Here is a 15,231-nt window from a genome sequence, read left to right on the forward strand (position 1 = left end):
GGCCTTCCTGCAGACGGGCGTCCTTCGAGCGTACCCGCGCCGCGGGGCTCAGCCTGCCGGAGGGGCGCCGTGCGGCGTCTGGTTGTCGTGTTGGCTGTGGTCTTCGTGTTGGCTGTGGTCTTCGGTGTCGGGTTCCGCCCGCGCGAGGTCGGCGGCCTCTTCCTCCGGGCGCGGCGGGATGGTCTCGTCGACCTCGAGTTCGGGGATCGTGGGGTCGTCGGCGCTCGGCTGGTAGTCGTGAGCGGCCTGCTGATCGGATGAAGACACGGAGGCTCCTTCTGTCGGATGCTTTCTCTGTCGGATGCTGTCGCCAGCCTAGGCCGGGCGTGGTGGCCAATCGTTCACATCGTGGGGGTAGGGTGCGAGGCGATAGCGCCTAGGGTTCCGGGGTTCGCCCGACTGGTCCGAGCGGCGCCACGGTCCGCCTCCGCAGGCGAGCCGTCATCTGACAGGACAAAAGCCCGGAGGAACCCGTTCGACGCGCCCGCGTCGGACCGAAGGGTTCCCGCATGTCCACTCTCGCCTTCGCCCTCGTCATGGGGGCCGCCCTCGCGCACGCCGGGTGGAACATCATCGCCCACGGCATCAGTCGCGCGGGCATGCCGTTCCTGTGGTGGGGCGCGGTGAGCAGCACGGTCGTGTGGGTGGGGGTGATTCCCTTCACCGGGGGGGGGGGGGGGGGGCTGGGCCGGGCGGACGTGGGGTCGTTCCTGCTCGGGGTCGGAGTCTCGGCGGTGCTGCACGTCGTCTACATGTTCGTGCTGCAGCGCGGATATCAAGAGGGCAACCTCTCGACCGTCTACGCGACGGCCCGTGGCACGGGGCCGTTCCTGTCAGTGCTGATCGCCGTGCTGCTGCTCGGCGAGCGGCCGTCGATGCTGGCCCTGATCGGCGTCGCCGCGGTGATCGCGGGTGTCGTCGCGATCGGGTTGGTGGATCGGGGGCGGGGCGGTTCGTCGCGGCGACGTCTCGACCCCGGACTGGTCTTCGGAGTGCTGACGGGCATCGCGATCGCGATCTACACGATCTGGGACCCCCATGCGGTGCGCACCTGGGGTCTGTCGCCGGTGGCGTTCATGGTCGGGACGACTCTGCTGCAGGTGCCGTTCTACTCGGCGGCCGTCGGGTTCGGTGCCGGTGCCTCGGATCGTTGGGCGGCGGTGCGGATGCTCGGGCGCACCCAATGGCGCAGGATTCTGGCATTCGGGGTGCTGTCGCCGCTGTCGTACATCCTCGTGCTCACGGCGATCCAGCTCGCGCCCGTTGCTCTCGTCGCGCCGTTGCGCGAGGTGAGCGTGGTGCTCGTGAGCCTATTCGGGGTGGTGGTGCTGCGGGAATCGCGTCCGGGGTGGCGGGTGGCGGCATCGTTGGTCGTCGTGGGCGGGATCGTGCTGCTGGCTGTGTGAGGGGGCTTGCGGCGTGGGCTGGACTGTTTCTGCACGGGTGGGGGTCGTTTCGGGGTTGTCCACTGTTTGTGGGGATATCGTTTCTGACCTGGGGTTTGCAGGTCGGAATGTCGGTGGTTGCGTGTTGACTTCGGGGTATGAAGAACGTCGCGGATGTGCTGGGTCGGATCGTCGCCGACCTCGATCTGCTGCTGCGCGCGGATGCTTCGTCGGCGGGGTTTTCGGATGCCGAGGCGATGCGGGTTCTTCGTGTCGCGGGTGAGGTGCAGCGGCGCGTCGATGCGGTGATCGTCGAGACGGTCGCATCCGTCGATTCGCGTCCGGTCGGGGCGGGAGAGGTGACGTTCGCGGGAGGATTCGGATGCCGCACGATGAACGAACTCCTCCAACGCGTGCTGCGGACCGATGCCGCCGGGGCCGCGCGAGTCGTGAAGGCCGCGAAGATCGTGCACCGCGATGTGGAGCTGTCGTCGGGCGCGCATCTGCCGGCGCGGTGGCCCGCGCTGCGGGAAGCGATGCTGGGCGGGGCGATCGGGGTGGCGGGGTTGTTGGCCGCGACCGGGCCGATCGACCAGGCGGGGCCACGGGTGGTGGCCGCGGACCGGCTACGGGCGGATGCGGAACTGGCCGGGTATGCGCGCGGCTGCGTCGCCGTTGATGATGATGCGGATGCGGATGCGGATGCGGATGCGGATGCGGATGATGGTGTCGCGCCCCCGGCGACACCGGAGGATCTCCGATTCCTCGCGCAGGCGATCGTCGCGTATCTCGATCCCGACGGTGCGGAACCGGCGGAGGAGAGGGCGATGCGGGCGCGCGGGATCACCCTCGGGCGTGCGAAGGACGGGGTCATCCCGATCCGCGGTGCGCTACTTCCCGAGGCGGCTGGGCAGCTGCAGCGCATTTGCGACGCGTACCTCAACCCCAAAGTCGACGGGCCACCGTTGCCCGGCGTTCGATTCGTGCCCTCCGAGCGCTCCAGCAATGCGGTCGATGCGGTCGATGACAGTGTTTCCGCGTCTCGCGCCGACCACGCGTTCTTGCCCAGCGGTGACCCCGGGCAGATGATCGATACGCGCACCCGTCCACAGAAGCAGCACGACGCCCTCGCCGCCGCGCTAAACATCGCCGCACGCCACGACGACATGCCCCGCCTCGGTGGCGCGGCCCCCACCCTCGTGATCTCGGTCACGGCGGAGGATTATGCGACCGGCCGTGGGTGGGCGCACGTAGAGGGAATCGACACACCCGTGCCGATCACCACCGCCCGGCACTCCGCCTGCGGTGGCAGCGTCCAGCGGGTGCTGTTCGACCCCGAGGGCGGGATCATCGGCATCGGCACCACCGACCGCATCTTCACCACCCACCAACGCCGCGCCATCGCCCTCCGCGATGCCGAGTGCCTCATCCCCGGGTGCCACGTTCCCGCCGCGTGGTGCGAGATACACCACGTCGAGGAGCACGCCCGCGGCGGACCCACCAGCACCGACAACGGTGTCGCCCTGTGTTGGCACCACCACCGCACCCTCGACACCTCCGGATGGGAGATCCGCATGCAGAACGGGATACCCCAAGTGCGTGGCCCCGCCTGGTGGGACCCCCACCGAAAATGGCGACAACCCCGACCGATGAGGCGTGGGAACTCTCACGCGGCCGCGGGTGCGCGCGGGTCAGCGAGTCCTGGTCGGTGAGTCCTGGTCGGTAGTGCCGGTCAGCAGGCGCGGGTGCGCGTCGGTCAGTGAGCGCCGGTCAGTAGATGCTGATCAGCAGGTGCTGCCCGGCCTCGACGGCGCGCTCGTGCACGGCGCGCACTTCGGCGAAAGCATCCGCGAGTTCCGTGCGCAGCTGTGCCGGATCGTCGGCCCAGATATTCGGGTAGATGCCGGCATCCGTGAACGTCGTGAAGTCCGCGCGATCCAACGCCGCTCGCAGATCGACCGCATCGAGGGCGTCGATGATCGCGGGCAGCTCGTCGTGCTCGGTGCATCCGACGAAGTCGTCCCCGCCGAACACATGCACGCCGACGACGGCTTCACTCAGCGGATCGTCCTCGCGCGGTGCCTCCGCCGAGACGCCGGTGAGCAGGAAGTGCAGCCCGTCCCACATCTTCTCGATGTGCGTCGTCGGGGCACCCGACGATTCGAGCTCCTCCAGCGTCGAGACGAGAACCTCGGGCGACAAAGAAACCAGCCGATCCAGAGTCGACTCATCCACGAACATGTACGCCGCACTCACACCCATCCGAACCCTCCCCGTCCGTCGCGGTACCGCTCCCAGCCTAGACGGACGGCGCCCGACGACCGGTTCGTCGCATTCGGTCCGGCGGCATGCACTCGAGGTGAACACACGCTGAACACTCGCGCGGGCGAACATCGCGTCCGTGGCTGCCTGACAGAGTCGTCAGTGGAAGAGCATCCCGACGAGGGATCCCGATCTCCTGAGGATGTGAGCGACATGGGGACGATGCTGACCCGCCCGCCCGGTCATCGACGAGACGTCGCGCTGCGCCCTGCCGCCACGGCGATGGTGTTCATCGGCGAAGGCCAGGCGCACGAGATGATCGCCGTCCCGGGCGTCTCGCTCGCCGACGGCGACGTGCTTGTCGCGATCGAGCTTTCGACCGTCTGCGGCTCCGACGTGCACACCGTGCAGGGGCGGCGTCCGGCTCCGGTGCCGCTCGTGCTCGGGCATGAGAGCGTCGGTCGCGTCATCGCGATCGGTGACGCGGGAGCGCTCGCCGTCGACGGGAGCGCTCTGCGCATCGGCGACCGCGTCGTGTGGTCGATCACCGTGTCGTGCGCGAGCTGCGACCGCTGCCTGTGCGGCATGCCGCAGAAGTGCCGCACCCTCACGAAGTACGGTCACGACCGCATCGGCGCGCACGGTGAACTCACCGGCGCCTTCGGCAGCCACATGCAGCTGCGTCAGGGCACAGCGATCGTGCGGGTGCCCGAGACGCTCCCGGCATCCGTGCTCGCGCCGGCCTCGTGCGCGACCGCGACCGCCTGGGCGGCCGTCGCCCGCGCCGCACGTCATCGCGATCTCGAGGGCGCGCGCGTTCGTGTCCACGGCGCAGGGCTGGTCGGTCTCTCCGCCGCGGCCATCGCCGCCGAACAGGGCGCGCACGTCGAGGTGCTCGACCCGAACCCGCAGCGACGAGCGCTCGCCGCACGCTGGCTCGGACACGGCAGGGGCGACGCGCCCGCGCCCGCATCCGCACCCGCATCCGCCCCCGCATCCGAGCCGGATGTCGTGATCGAGGCATCCGGCCATGCCGTCGCCGATGCTCTCGACGGCGTCGCGACCGGGGGCATCGTCGTGCTCGTGGGCAGCGTGTTCCCGGCCGATCGTGTCCCCCTCGACGCGGAGAGCATCGTACGGCGACTCGTGACCGTCGCGGGCGTGCACAACTACACCGGCATCGAGCTGGCCGAGGCGGTCGGCTTCCTCGCCGGGCGCGGGCGCGCCTATCCGTTCGCGGATGCCGTGGGCGGCGTGCGCCCGTTGGCCGCAGTCGATGAGGCGCTCGCCGAGGCATCCGCTCCGGGGGCACCGCTGCGCATCGGACTCCAGCCCGGGACGTGACGCCCCGGGCGAGCCGAACGGATGCCGTCAGGCGCTGACGCTCGTGCGGCGCGGCCCCGCGGGCTGCGCTTCTTCGGCATGCAGCGAGAGCATGCGCACCGCAGCGGCGACCGTCGCCTCCATGACCTCGATCGGGTCTCCGGTGAGAGACAGCATCCGATGTCCCACGCCATCGGCCGTCGCCCAGCCCAGATAGACGGTTCCGGGCGGGTGGCCGTTGTCGTCGGGGCCCGGTCCGCCGACCCCCGTCGTGGCGACGCAGAGGTCGGCGTCGAACAGGCGGCGGCCGCCCTCGGCGAGTTGCTCCGCGCACTCCGCGGAGCACGGATCGAGGCCGGGTGTGACGCCGAGGATGCGTTCCTTCTCCGCCGACTGGTAGGCGACCACGCCGCCACCGAACCAGCTTCCCGCATCGTCACCGCCGCCGACCGCGCTCGCCAGGCGTCCCGACGTCAACGATTCGACGACGCTGAGACGCAGGCCGCGTTCGCGGGCGATCTCGCTGAGGCGCTGCAGACCGTCGCTCATCGCCGTCACAGCGAGATGCTGGGCACGGGACGCGCGGCCTGCAGAGCCAGTGCGCGCACGATGTCGCCCTGACTGATGATGCCCACGAGCATGCGCTTGGCCATCACGGGCAGACGACGCACGTTGTGCTTCTGCATCCGATCCAGCGCGACGCTGATCTCCTCGTCGGCCTTCACCGTCACGGGCTTGCCCTGCGCGAGCCTGCTCGCCGGCGTCGTCTCCAGATCCATGCCCGCAGCGACCGCTCCGACCACGATGTCGCGATCGGTGAGCATGCCCTTGAGCTTGCTGTCCTCGCCGCAGATCGGCAGCACCCCGATATCGAGGTCGGCCATCAGCGACGCCGCGATGCGCAGGGAGTCGTTGACTCCGATGCACCGGGGGTCGTGCGTCATGATCTCCCCGGCGGTCGTCATGACTCGCTCCGGGTGTCCTCCTGGGCGGAGTCGTCCGGACCAGGGGTGCCCGCTGCGGGCCCCGACGGTGCGGGCGCGACGTGAGGATCGGGCGCCGCATCGGTGCCGGCCGCGTCATCGGAGTAGTCGGGGCGCGGCGGCTGCAGCTCCTGATCGTCGTACTCGCCGCCCTTGCGCCCGCCGAAGGGGCGGCCGTGATCGGCGAACTCCTCACGGGCGAACACCAGGGTCCACGGACCGGCCGTGAAGTGCGCGCCGGTGCGCAGCGTCTCCATGTTCTCGCCGGGGTGGGTGCCGTCGGCGCCCGAGCTGGCGTTCATCTCACCCTCGCCGTGCAGCGTGAGAACGTACTCGTCGCGCTCGTCGTGGGTGATCGTGGCGTGCACGGGATCGGTGTCGCTCAGGCGCAGTTCATTGCCCTCGGCCGAGCCGACGCGCACGACATCGGCCTCGAGCCGGAACTCGGTGCGCTCGTCATCGCGGCTGATGCGCAGACGCGGTTCTCCCGCGCCCCATTCCGCGTGGGTGGTGGTGGGGGTGTATCCCTGCTCCGGGGTCTGCTGATCGTCCATTCCTCATCGCCTCCTCGGCTGCTCAGATCCCCGACACTAGGTCCGGCGGGGGCGTGCGGCAGAGGGGGTTGACTTCACTCTCGTGCGTTGTAGTGAATCGCCCGAAGACGGAATACGATACGAAGGGTGCGACGGTGATGGGCCGATCGCGCCATGGGCGATGAAAGAGGGGAGACTCGCATGGGCAAGTTCATCTACGAAGGTGGAGTGAAGACCGAGATCGAGGACCGCGCACTCACGCACCTCCAGCTCGTCATCACCGCGAAGCTGCGTCGAGGGGAGCCGTTCCCGTTCAGCTGGCGTGAAGACGCCAGCGTCGGCGGTGGCCGCACGACCGTGTGGATCCACCCCGGAAGCTCGCTGGTCTTCAAGTACTTCGGCAGCCGTCAGCCGTCGATCAACCGCGCGTGGATCGAAGCGCTCGCTTTCACCTCGAACGCCCCCAGCGGTCTCTACCTCGCACCCGAGCCGGCCGAGGGCACCGACCCGGTCGGCGTTCCCGACGTGCCGGTCTCCGCGCCGGCCTGACCGTCTCGCCGGCACTGACCGTCTCGCCGGCACTGACCGTCTCGCCGGCACTGACCGTCTCGGCCGCACTGATCGTCTCGGTCGCACCGGCCTGACGCGGGCATCCGCCTGTCAACCCCCTGGGGAAGCGCAGTCTCCTGCGGCACCATCGACATCTCGCCATACGAGCGCGATCCGATCGCGGTACGAGACAGCGACACGAGACAGAGGTGGACAGATGACCGACCACACCAGCGACCCCACGACCGATCCCCGTCACGCGCACCGCGACGAGGGCTTCCCCGACCAGCAGCAGGACCAGCCCGGGCTCACCGACCGCACGACGCCCACGCCCGACCACGGCGAGGAGAGCTATGTCGGCCACGGCCGACTCGAGGGGCGCCGCGCGCTGATCACCGGGGGCGACTCCGGCATCGGGCGTGCGGCGGCGATCGCCTTCGCCCGCGAGGGCGCCGACGTCGCGATCGCGCACCTGCCGGAGGAACAGGCGGATGCCGATGACACGATCTCCCTCGTCCGCGAGGCGGGACGGCAGGGCCTGAGCCTCGCGGGCGATCTGCGCAACGAGGAGTTCGCGACGGCCATCGTCGCCGAGACCCGGCGCACGCTCGGCGGACTCGACATCCTCGTGCTCAACGCCGCGTATCAGCATGACATCGAGAGCTTCGACGCCCTCAGCACCGAGCGGTTCAAGCGGGTCTTCGAGACGAACCTCGACGGGATGCTGTACACGGCGCGCGCCGCGTACCCCGACCTGGAACCCGGTGCGAGCATCATCGTCACCGCATCCGTCCAGGCGTACAACCCGTCGCCGGGGCTCATCGACTACGCGATGACGAAGGCTGCGCAGGTGGCTTTCGTGCAGGCGCTCGCCGAAGAGGCCGGAGCTCGTGGCATCCGTGTGAACGCCGTCGCCCCCGGTCCCATCTGGACGCCGCTGATCCCCGCCACGGGGTGGGATGCGGAGCGGCTCGCGACCTTCGGGCAGGACACCCCGCTGGAGCGCGCCGGGCAGCCGGCGGAGCTCGCCGGTGCCTACGTGTACCTCGCCTCGGACGAGTCGTCGTACACCTCGGGCACCGTTCTCGCGGTCACCGGGGGCAAGCACCTCTGAGCCGGGGAACGACGCAGGGCGACGCGCGGTGCGCGCCGAGTGGACGCGGCAGGTGCTGATGCCCCACGCTGGATGACGTGCAGCAATCCGCGTCGTCCCGGCCCCTCGTGGGCGTCGCCCTCGTCATCGGCTCGTGCCTGTCGTTGCCCTTCGGCGCGGCCGTCGCGGCGCAGCTGTTCCCGGTGCTCGGGCCGTGGGGTGTGACATCGCTGCGCGTCGCCATCGCCGCCCTGCTGCTCGTCGTGATCGTACGTCCGCGTCCGCGGCGATGGACGCGCGAGCAATGGGTGGCCGCCCTCCTGTTCGGGCTCTCGCTGGCGGCGATGAACGGGTTCTTCTACGCCGCGATCGACCGCATCCCGTTGGGCCCGGCCGTCGCGATCGAGTTCCTCGGTCCGCTCGTGCTCGCCGCGATCCTCACCCGGCGCCTCTCCGATGCCGTGTGGGTGGGCGTCGCCGTGCTCGGCATGGCGCTGCTGTTCGTCGACGGCATCGTCGGCTCCGAGCCGCTCGATCCGCTCGGCGTCGTGTTCATCCTGATCGCGGCCGGGTTCTGGGCCATGTACATCCGCACCAGTGCGCGCGTCGGGGCGATGATCCCCGGCAGCGGCGGCCTGGCCATGGGTCTCGTCGTCGCCGCCGTGCTGCTGCTGCCCGTCGGCATCCCGACCGCCACGGTCGTCGCCGCTGATCCGCAGCTGCTACTGCTCGCGGGGATCACCGCCGTGCTGTCGTCGGTGATCCCCTACAGCTTCGAACTGGCGGCCCTCCGGCGCTTGCCGCAGCGCGTCTTCGGGGTGCTGCTCAGCCTCGAGCCCGCGTTCGCGACGCTCGCGGGTTGGCTCGTGCTCGGCCAGAACGCGACGCCGCTGCGCATGCTCGCGATCGCCCTGGTCGTCACCGCCAGCGTCGGAACGACCCTCGGCATCCGCCGTCAGCGGCGCCGTGACAACGAGCGCGACAGCCGGCGCGAGCGCGACGACCGGCGCGACGAACCCGACGGCGTGTTCACCGGGCCGATCCCGCTGCCGGACTGACCGCGCCCTTCTTCGAGGGCTTCGCCGCGGGCGTCGTCGTCGTGGCGGGGCTCTTCGTCGCCGTCACTGCCGCACCCGTCGGCGCGGGCAGCGGGTAACGGCGGCGCAGCAGCACCCGCTGCACGAGCGTCCAGACGACCGTGACCGTCAGATACAGCGCGGCGGCCAGCGGCACGAACACCGCGAACACCGCGGTCAGGTAGTGCAGTACCCCGAACGCCCGCTGCATGCCCGCGGAGTTCAGGGGGGAGTCGCCCTCGACCGGAGCAGGGCGGAAGACCCGCCGGGTGACCTCGGCCGTGACGATGATCACGAGCAGCAGGGCGCCGAACACCCACCACGTCGATGCCGTCGCGGTGCCGCCGAACACCGCCGAGACCAGGCTGGTGCCCAACGGCGCCCCGAACAGGTCGTGCGTCAGCAGGTCGTTGGGATGACCGGCGATCTCCGGGCGGATGAACAGCGTGTAGAGCAGGCCGACGACCGGCGCCTGCGCGAGCACCGGCAGCATGCCCGCGAACGGCGACGTGTTCTCGTCGCGGTACAGCGCGAGCATCTCGCGCTGCAGCTTCTCGGGGTTCTTCTTGTACCGGCGCTGCAGTTCGCGCAGCTTCGGGGCGAGTCGCGCTCTGGTCTGCTCGGCCTTGGCCTGCGAGAAGCCGACGGGGATGAGCAGGGAGCGCACGAGCAGGGTGACCAGCACCACCGCGAGGGCGGCGGCGGATGCCCCGGCGAGGGGGTCGAGCAGGGTGGAGAGTCCGGCGAGGGCGCCGTAGGCGGCGTCGAGGAGTGCGGCGAGGGGTGGGAAGGCGAAGATGTCCATGAGGGTCCGTTCAAGAGGTCGGGAAGGGTCGGCGAAAGCCGCGCAGTCCCGTACTCGGACGGACTACGCGGGGATCGCGACTCCCGGCGCTCGCGGACGCGGGTGACCCGCCGCATCCGGATCGCTCTGCGCGAGCAGTGCAGACGCATCGATGGCCCGCAACGGATGCGGGGAACCGGCATCGGCCAGCGGTCGCACGCTGAGAACCACGGCGACGACCAGCGTGGCGACCGCGACGAGGGCGATCGCGAGACCGAGGGCCGCGGCATCCGGCACCGAGACGAGTCCGAGCGCGGCGAGCATCACGCTCAGCACCTGCCCGAACCACTCGCCCATCGCACCGTTCCTCTCGGTCTTCTGCCGAGATTACCACCGGAGCCCAGGGCCGCGGGCGCGCGTAGGGTCGGAGGATGAGTGAACTGCGTGGCCTTCTCGGTGTCGAGCATCCGATCGTGCAGGGGCCGTTCGGCGGCCTGTCATTCGTTGCTCTCGCGGCCGCGGTGAGCGAGGCCGGGGGCCTCGGGTCGTTCGGCCTGTACGGCTACGACGCCGAGCGCATCCGCGCGGTCGGCGCGCAGCTGCATGCCGCCACCTCGCAGCCGTTCGCCCTCAACATCTGGCTGCCGACGGGCGACGAGGTCGAGCCGAACGCGCAGCACATGATCTTCGCGCAGGCGCTCGCGCCCTTCTACGGGGCGGTCGGCGTCGAGATGCCCGCCCGCCCCGACCGCTACATCCCGCCGCTCGACGAGCAGCTCGATGCGGTGTGGGAGGTCGCGCCCGCCGTGCTCAGCGTCGTGTTCGGCGTGCCGAGCGCCGCGGTGATCGACGAGGCGCATCGCCGGGGCATCCGCGTGGTGGGCACCGCCACCACTGTCGCCGAGGCCGTCGCGCTCGCCGAGGGCGGCGTCGACGCGATCGTCGCGACCGGGATGGAGGCCGCGGGGCACCGGGTGTCGTTCCTGCGACCCGCCGAGGACTCGCTCGTGGGAACCTTCGCGCTGATCCCGCAGGTCGTCGACGCGGTGTCGGTACCGGTGATCGCCGCCGGGGGCATCGCCGACCGCCGTGGAGTCGCAGCCGCCTTCGCACTGGGAGCCTCGGGCGTGCAGGTCGGTACCGCGTTCCTCGCTACGACCGAGTCGGCCGCGACATCGGCGCACCGGGAGGCGATCCGCACCACCGCCGCCGACGAGACGGTGCTGACCCGGGCCATGAGCGGCAGGCTCGCGCGCGGCGCCCGCAACCGCGCCGTGCGGGCCATCGAGGCCAGCGGCACCATCGCCCCGTTCCCGATGCAGAACTGGCTCACGGGGAAGTTCCGCACTCCTGCCGGTGAGCAGGATCTCGGCGCGTTGCAGTCGCTGTGGATGGGGCAGGCCGCTCCGCTCGCGCGGTACGACACCGCGGCCGAGGTGTTCGCCGAACTGGCGGCCGGAGTGCCCGGGGCGCCCGCTGCCTGACTAGAGGATCACCGTCGTCAGAGGATCACCGTCGAGCGCCCGTGCACGATGACGCGGTCTTCGGCATGCCACTTCACCGCCCGCGCCAGCACCAGGCGTTCGACGTCGGCGCCGCGGCTCTGCAGGTCGGCCGCGGACTCGCCGTGCGTGACGCGCGTGACGTCCTGCTCGATGATCGGTCCCTCGTCGAGGTCGGCCGTCGCATAGTGCGCGGTCGCGCCGATCAGCTTCACGCCGCGGTCCTTCGCGCGGGCGTAGGGGTTCGCCCCGATGAACGCGGGCAGGAACGAGTGGTGGATGTTGATGACCGGGGCGCCGAGGCGGCCGATGAAGTCGTCGGTGAGGATCTGCATGTAGCGCGCGAGCACGACCAGGTCGACGTTGCCCTGCAGCAGGTCGAGCTGGCGGGCCTCCATCGTCGCCTTGTCGCCGGAGGGGATGTGCACGAACGGCACGCCGAACGATCGCACCGACTCGGCGAGATCGGGGTGGTTGGAGATGACCATCGTGATGTCGATCTCGAGCTGTCCGCGCTGTGTGCGCCACAGCAGCTCCATCAGGCAGTGGTCGTACTTCGAGACGAAGATCGCCACCCGCTTGCGGCGGGCCACGTCGTGCAGCGACCACTCCATCGAGAAGCGTTCGGCGACGGCGGCGATGCTCGCCTCCAGCGCGGGGCGTGCCGCGGCCAGGCCCTCGAGGTGGATGACGGTGCGCTGGAAGAAGCGCCCGCCCTCGGCATCCGTCGAGTGCTGATCGAGGGAGATGATGTTCGCACCGTGCTCGGCCAGCACGTTCGCGACCGCCGCGACGATGCCGGGCTGGTCGTCGCACGCGATCAGAAGGCGAGCGGTATCGGGCTGTGACATGGAGTCTCCTCGGGGGTGTGCATCGATTCTGCCGTGCGACCGGCCCCGGCGGCGAATCGCCCGCGCCCGGTCTGCTGCGGGTCGATAGCCTGGAGGGATGCAGACGACGGCGGCGGATCTCCTGAACCGGGCGGTCAGCGACCTCGCCGGGGCCCCGAAGGAGGGACTCGGAGAAGAGCGCGACTCGCGCTGGCGCGGGCGCCGCATCGTGCGCGTGGGCGAAGCCTGGCACCTGGGTGTGCTGCTGCTCACCGAGACGCATGCGCTGGCGACGGCCGAAGTTCTGCGCGCCGCCGACCCCGGGCGACGCGGGTACACCGCAGAATCCGCCCGCGAACGGGCGACCCGGCGCGAAGAGGCTCTGCGCGGCGGATTCGGCGAGGGCGAAGTCGCGCACGTCGGCTGGAGCGAGATCGACGTGCGGGCGGTCGATGCGGGCGGAGCATCCGGTCCGCTGGCGCTGATCGACGGTGTCCCCTCGGTGCGATGGAGTGCCGCCGGAGGCTACATGCCGTTGGAGGCATACCTGCGCGAGCGGGTTGATCTGCTGCGCGGGCTGTCGGCCTGAGCGGGCCGGAACTGTCGCTCAGCCGAAGTTCTCGGCGAAGCGGTGCAGCAGCGCCGCACCCTCGGTGACGGATGCCGACAGCACCTGCCCCTGCACGAGGTCGAACTCTTCCGGATCGAAGTAGCCGGTCGTGCGGTAGAACGTCATGCGGTCGGCGAAGTCCCGCGGCGTGGGCTCGGGGTGGAACTGCGCCGTGTACAGGTGCGTGCCGACGCGGTACGCCTGCACCGGGCAGACATCGTTCGTGGCCAGCAGTGTCGCGCCGGTCGGAAGGGCGAGCGCGCTCTCCTTATGGGCGGTGAAGACGGTGAGCGCGGGAGCGCTCGGGCCGAAGATCGGGTCGGATGCTCCGGCCTCGGTCGTGCGGATCACCGTCGCGCTCGCGGACTCCGGCGTCTGGGTGGTGACCGCGCCGCCCAGCATGCGTGTGACGACGCCGATGCTGAAGCAGGTGAAGAACACGGCGATGCGGGCATCGATCGCGCGGTGCGCGAGGTACTCGAGGTCGGCCTCGACACGCAACTGCGCGGGGGACTTCTCGGTGTCGGTCACGTTGAACGGCGAGCCGCCCACGACCACGCCCCGGTAGCCGGCGAGGCGTGCGGGGTCGAGCGGCTCGTCGAGCAGATCGAGGCGGTCCACGACGTCGACGCCGAGCGCCCGGCGGAACGAGGCGTGCTCGGCATCCGCCGCCCCCACCTCGGGCCGCACGCAGACGTAGAGAAGCGAGGACATCAGGAAATTCTAACGAGAACGCGGGGGTGCTCTGTGCGGGGTGGTTTGGGTGGGGTGGTTTGGGTGGGGGGTCTGTGCGGCCCGTCGGTGACGTCGCGGCCGGCCGAGAGGTCAGCGTGAGGAGTTGGCGGTGCGACCGCGCACGATGCCGACGAACGTCTCGATGTCGGGTGTGGTGCGCTCGCGCGGCCAGACGAGGGCGACCGTCGAGGTCGGGCCGTCGGTCAGCGGGCGGTAGTCGGCGTCTTTGCGGTGGTGCGCACGGGCGAGGGACATCGGGACGATGACGATGCCGACACCGGATGCCGCGGTCTGGATGGCGTCGGCGGTCGACAGGGGCTTGATCGTCGCCGCGACCGTGCCGGGGAGATCGAAAGCGGGGAGGGCGCCGTCGGTGAGGGACAGCACGACCTCGCCGGCGAGGTCGTCGATCTTGAGCTCTTCGACCGCGAGGAGGGGGGAGTCGATCGCCGCGACGACCACGGGCACCTCGTCGTAGAGGGGGATGACGTGGAGCGCGGAATCATCGAGCGGCAGGCGGACGAGCGCAGCGTCGACCCCGTCGAGAGCGCTGCTCTGGTCGGTGACGTCGACGGGGATGATCTCGAGCGGAACCTTCGGCATCCGCTGCTTCCAGGCATCGATCCATCGTCCGGGCGTCGCGCCGGCGACCACACCGAGCCGGAAGGTGCGCGGCTCATCGGATTCGGGAGTCGCCGCATCGAAGACGACGGGTGCCGCGTTCTTCTTCTTGCCCTGGCCGGTCTTGTTCTGGCCGGTCTTCTTGCCGGCGGCCGATGTGTTCCGGCGCACGGGCCCGCCCGCGCTGGCACGTCGCTGTGGTCGTCGCCCGGGGGTAGCCATGGGATCCAGAGTATCGCTCGCCTCTCGCCCGATACTGCGCGGAGGTGCGAACATGGCCACGGACGCTCATTGGGGCGTGGTCGTCAAGGGAGGCCTCTGTGAAGCGCTACGTCGGCTTCGGCATCATGTTGCTGATCCTGGCCGGTGTCTTCCTGCTGTTCGCGGCGATCGCGTTCGGACTCGCCGGGGGCGACCTCTTCGCGGACGTCGAGTACACGATTCCCCGCAAGCGTCGGCGGGGGGATCCGAGCGTGGTCGTTTATCCCGCCTTCGTGACGATCTCGGCGGCGCTGTCGTACGCCGTCGCGATCGCTCTCTCCGGCATTGCGCACATCCGCGGATCGAAGGCGATTCTCGTCCTGTCGTCGGTGGTCGGCGTCGTGGCGGCGGTAGCGGCGATCGTGACCGCCTTCGTCGCCGGGGTCGACACCGGATCCCGCACATTCGCCGTCTTCTTCGCGGTCGTGGCGATTGCCCTTGCGCTCTACGTGAGCATCAAGACGCTGCGCGACGCGCGAAAGGACGTCGTCCCGGCCGCGGGGGATCATCGCCTGGGACCGTTTCTTTCCGGGCCCCGGTCGCCGCGACGGATGCCTCCGGGACCGGTGCCTCCGGGACCGGTGCCTCCGGGACGGGTGCCTCCGGGACGGATGCCTCCGGGATCGGTGCTTCCGGGACGGATGCCTCCGGGACCGGTGCCTCCCGGACCGATGCCTCGCTGAC

Annotated in this window: 19 protein-coding genes; 9 read left to right on the forward strand and 10 right to left on the reverse strand. The window is 70.4% G+C overall.

What is annotated here, in order from left to right:
- Positions 1–48: 48 nt before the first annotated feature.
- Positions 49–267, reverse strand: a complete 219-nt coding sequence (locus tag ACIOSY_RS08535; RefSeq protein WP_400852037.1) for a hypothetical protein — start codon at positions 265–267, stop codon at positions 49–51.
- 242 nt (positions 268–509) lie between these two features.
- Between ACIOSY_RS08535 and ACIOSY_RS08540 the strand changes: the two genes are divergently transcribed.
- Both ACIOSY_RS08540 and ACIOSY_RS08545 read left to right on the forward strand, forming a co-directional pair.
- Positions 510–1,406 (forward strand): EamA family transporter, encoded by an 897-nt coding sequence (locus tag ACIOSY_RS08540; protein WP_400852040.1) that lies wholly within the window; start codon positions 510–512, stop codon positions 1,404–1,406.
- Between the two features lie 137 nt (positions 1,407–1,543).
- A complete protein-coding gene (locus ACIOSY_RS08545) occupies positions 1,544–3,097 on the forward strand; it encodes a DUF222 domain-containing protein (protein ID WP_400852043.1) in 1,554 nt (517 codons plus the stop codon).
- A gap of 58 nt (positions 3,098–3,155) precedes the next feature.
- Here ACIOSY_RS08545 and ACIOSY_RS08550 read toward each other — a convergent pair whose 3' ends face one another.
- Positions 3,156–3,647: a YfbM family protein gene (locus ACIOSY_RS08550; protein WP_400852046.1), complete on the reverse strand. Its 492-nt coding sequence runs from the start codon at positions 3,645–3,647 to the stop codon at positions 3,156–3,158.
- A 213-nt stretch (positions 3,648–3,860) separates the two neighbouring features.
- Between ACIOSY_RS08550 and ACIOSY_RS08555 the strand changes: the two genes are divergently transcribed.
- Positions 3,861–4,991, forward strand: a complete 1,131-nt coding sequence (locus ACIOSY_RS08555) for an alcohol dehydrogenase catalytic domain-containing protein (protein WP_400852049.1) — start codon at positions 3,861–3,863, stop codon at positions 4,989–4,991.
- A gap of 27 nt (positions 4,992–5,018) precedes the next feature.
- Here the strand turns inward: ACIOSY_RS08555 and ACIOSY_RS08560 are convergent, their stop codons facing one another.
- The 3 genes from ACIOSY_RS08560 to ACIOSY_RS08570 are packed head-to-tail and all read right to left on the reverse strand — an operon-like array spanning position 5,019 to position 6,507.
- The gene (locus ACIOSY_RS08560; protein ID WP_400852638.1) at positions 5,019–5,519 is read right to left on the reverse strand and encodes a CinA family protein; all 501 of its coding nucleotides are present in this window, start codon (positions 5,517–5,519) and stop codon (positions 5,019–5,021) included.
- 5 nt (positions 5,520–5,524) lie between these two features.
- Positions 5,525–5,935 (reverse strand): CBS domain-containing protein, encoded by a 411-nt coding sequence (locus ACIOSY_RS08565; protein WP_400852052.1) that lies wholly within the window; start codon positions 5,933–5,935, stop codon positions 5,525–5,527.
- Positions 5,932–6,507, reverse strand: coding sequence for an FHA domain-containing protein (locus ACIOSY_RS08570; RefSeq protein ID WP_400852055.1), 576 nt, complete (start codon positions 6,505–6,507; stop codon positions 5,932–5,934). The genes ACIOSY_RS08565 and ACIOSY_RS08570 overlap by 4 nt, the downstream gene beginning before the upstream one ends.
- A 180-nt stretch (positions 6,508–6,687) precedes the next feature.
- Between ACIOSY_RS08570 and ACIOSY_RS08575 the strand changes: the two genes are divergently transcribed.
- The 3 genes from ACIOSY_RS08575 (at position 6,688) to ACIOSY_RS08585 (ending at position 9,186) form a co-directional block, all read left to right on the forward strand.
- Positions 6,688–7,035: an ATP-dependent DNA ligase gene (locus tag ACIOSY_RS08575; protein ID WP_400852058.1), complete on the forward strand. Its 348-nt coding sequence runs from the start codon at positions 6,688–6,690 to the stop codon at positions 7,033–7,035.
- Between the two features lie 217 nt (positions 7,036–7,252).
- Complete coding sequence (locus tag ACIOSY_RS08580) at positions 7,253–8,149, forward strand: SDR family oxidoreductase (protein WP_400852061.1); 897 nt, start codon at positions 7,253–7,255, stop codon at positions 8,147–8,149.
- A gap of 77 nt (positions 8,150–8,226) precedes the next feature.
- On the forward strand, positions 8,227–9,186 hold the full coding sequence (locus ACIOSY_RS08585; RefSeq protein ID WP_400852064.1) for an EamA family transporter: 960 nt from the start codon (positions 8,227–8,229) through the stop codon (positions 9,184–9,186).
- On the opposite strand, the gene ACIOSY_RS08590 is transcribed toward ACIOSY_RS08585, so the two are convergent.
- Together ACIOSY_RS08590 and ACIOSY_RS08595 are read right to left on the reverse strand one after the other, a co-directional pair.
- On the reverse strand, positions 9,158–10,009 hold the full coding sequence (locus tag ACIOSY_RS08590; protein WP_400852067.1) for a YidC/Oxa1 family membrane protein insertase: 852 nt from the start codon (positions 10,007–10,009) through the stop codon (positions 9,158–9,160). The two genes, ACIOSY_RS08585 and ACIOSY_RS08590, sit on opposite strands and share 29 nt — an antisense overlap.
- Positions 10,010–10,072: 63 nt before the next feature.
- Positions 10,073–10,345, reverse strand: a complete 273-nt coding sequence (locus tag ACIOSY_RS08595; RefSeq protein ID WP_400852070.1) for a DUF6412 domain-containing protein — start codon at positions 10,343–10,345, stop codon at positions 10,073–10,075.
- 74 nt (positions 10,346–10,419) lie between these two features.
- Here ACIOSY_RS08595 and ACIOSY_RS08600 point away from each other — a divergent pair, with 74 nt between their 5' ends.
- Positions 10,420–11,472: an NAD(P)H-dependent flavin oxidoreductase gene (locus tag ACIOSY_RS08600; RefSeq protein WP_400852073.1), complete on the forward strand. Its 1,053-nt coding sequence runs from the start codon at positions 10,420–10,422 to the stop codon at positions 11,470–11,472.
- Positions 11,473–11,489: 17 nt separating this feature from the next.
- Here ACIOSY_RS08600 and purU read toward each other — a convergent pair whose 3' ends face one another.
- A complete protein-coding gene (gene purU / locus ACIOSY_RS08605; protein WP_400852076.1) occupies positions 11,490–12,341 on the reverse strand; it encodes a formyltetrahydrofolate deformylase in 852 nt (283 codons plus the stop codon).
- Between the two features lie 97 nt (positions 12,342–12,438).
- Between purU and ACIOSY_RS08610 the strand changes: the two genes are divergently transcribed.
- Positions 12,439–12,909 carry a glutaminase gene (locus ACIOSY_RS08610; protein WP_400852079.1) on the forward strand — a complete coding sequence of 157 codons (471 nt, stop codon included), beginning with the start codon at positions 12,439–12,441 and terminating at the stop codon, positions 12,907–12,909.
- Positions 12,910–12,927: 18 nt separating this feature from the next.
- On the opposite strand, the gene ACIOSY_RS08615 is transcribed toward ACIOSY_RS08610, so the two are convergent.
- Together ACIOSY_RS08615 and ACIOSY_RS08620 are read right to left on the reverse strand one after the other, a co-directional pair.
- The gene (locus ACIOSY_RS08615; protein WP_400852082.1) at positions 12,928–13,644 is read right to left on the reverse strand and encodes a GMP synthase; all 717 of its coding nucleotides are present in this window, start codon (positions 13,642–13,644) and stop codon (positions 12,928–12,930) included.
- A gap of 111 nt (positions 13,645–13,755) precedes the next feature.
- Entirely contained in the window at positions 13,756–14,508 is a 753-nt protein-coding gene (locus ACIOSY_RS08620) for a LysR family substrate-binding domain-containing protein (RefSeq protein ID WP_400852085.1), read from the reverse strand.
- Between the two features lie 98 nt (positions 14,509–14,606).
- Here ACIOSY_RS08620 and ACIOSY_RS08625 point away from each other — a divergent pair, with 98 nt between their 5' ends.
- Positions 14,607–15,230: a hypothetical protein gene (locus ACIOSY_RS08625; RefSeq protein ID WP_400852088.1), complete on the forward strand. Its 624-nt coding sequence runs from the start codon at positions 14,607–14,609 to the stop codon at positions 15,228–15,230.
- Position 15,231 lies beyond the last annotated feature (1 nt).

The sequence above is a fragment of the Microbacterium sp. NPDC087665 genome, from assembly GCF_044743285.1.
GTDB lineage: Bacteria > Actinomycetota > Actinomycetes > Actinomycetales > Microbacteriaceae > Microbacterium.

Excerpts from the sequence above, each read along its gene's own strand:
- ACIOSY_RS08540 (WP_400852040.1), top strand. The coding sequence starts at position 510 with ATGTCCACTCTCGCCTTCGCCCTCGTCATGGGGGCCGCCCTCGCGCAC.
- ACIOSY_RS08545 (WP_400852043.1), top strand. The coding sequence starts at position 1,544 with ATGAAGAACGTCGCGGATGTGCTGGGTCGGATCGTCGCCGACCTCGAT.
- ACIOSY_RS08550 (WP_400852046.1), bottom strand. The coding sequence starts at position 3,647 with ATGGGTGTGAGTGCGGCGTACATGTTCGTGGATGAGTCGACTCTGGAT.
- ACIOSY_RS08555 (WP_400852049.1), top strand. The coding sequence starts at position 3,861 with ATGGGGACGATGCTGACCCGCCCGCCCGGTCATCGACGAGACGTCGCG.
- ACIOSY_RS08560 (WP_400852638.1), bottom strand. The coding sequence starts at position 5,519 with ATGAGCGACGGTCTGCAGCGCCTCAGCGAGATCGCCCGCGAACGCGGC.
- ACIOSY_RS08565 (WP_400852052.1), bottom strand. The coding sequence starts at position 5,935 with ATGACGACCGCCGGGGAGATCATGACGCACGACCCCCGGTGCATCGGA.
- ACIOSY_RS08570 (WP_400852055.1), bottom strand. The coding sequence starts at position 6,507 with ATGGACGATCAGCAGACCCCGGAGCAGGGATACACCCCCACCACCACC.
- ACIOSY_RS08575 (WP_400852058.1), top strand. The coding sequence starts at position 6,688 with ATGGGCAAGTTCATCTACGAAGGTGGAGTGAAGACCGAGATCGAGGAC.
- ACIOSY_RS08580 (WP_400852061.1), top strand. The coding sequence starts at position 7,253 with ATGACCGACCACACCAGCGACCCCACGACCGATCCCCGTCACGCGCAC.
- ACIOSY_RS08590 (WP_400852067.1), bottom strand. The coding sequence starts at position 10,009 with ATGGACATCTTCGCCTTCCCACCCCTCGCCGCACTCCTCGACGCCGCC.
- ACIOSY_RS08595 (WP_400852070.1), bottom strand. The coding sequence starts at position 10,345 with ATGGGCGAGTGGTTCGGGCAGGTGCTGAGCGTGATGCTCGCCGCGCTC.
- ACIOSY_RS08600 (WP_400852073.1), top strand. The coding sequence starts at position 10,420 with ATGAGTGAACTGCGTGGCCTTCTCGGTGTCGAGCATCCGATCGTGCAG.
- purU (WP_400852076.1), bottom strand. The coding sequence starts at position 12,341 with ATGTCACAGCCCGATACCGCTCGCCTTCTGATCGCGTGCGACGACCAG.
- ACIOSY_RS08610 (WP_400852079.1), top strand. The coding sequence starts at position 12,439 with ATGCAGACGACGGCGGCGGATCTCCTGAACCGGGCGGTCAGCGACCTC.
- ACIOSY_RS08615 (WP_400852082.1), bottom strand. The coding sequence starts at position 13,644 with ATGTCCTCGCTTCTCTACGTCTGCGTGCGGCCCGAGGTGGGGGCGGCG.
- ACIOSY_RS08620 (WP_400852085.1), bottom strand. The coding sequence starts at position 14,508 with ATGGCTACCCCCGGGCGACGACCACAGCGACGTGCCAGCGCGGGCGGG.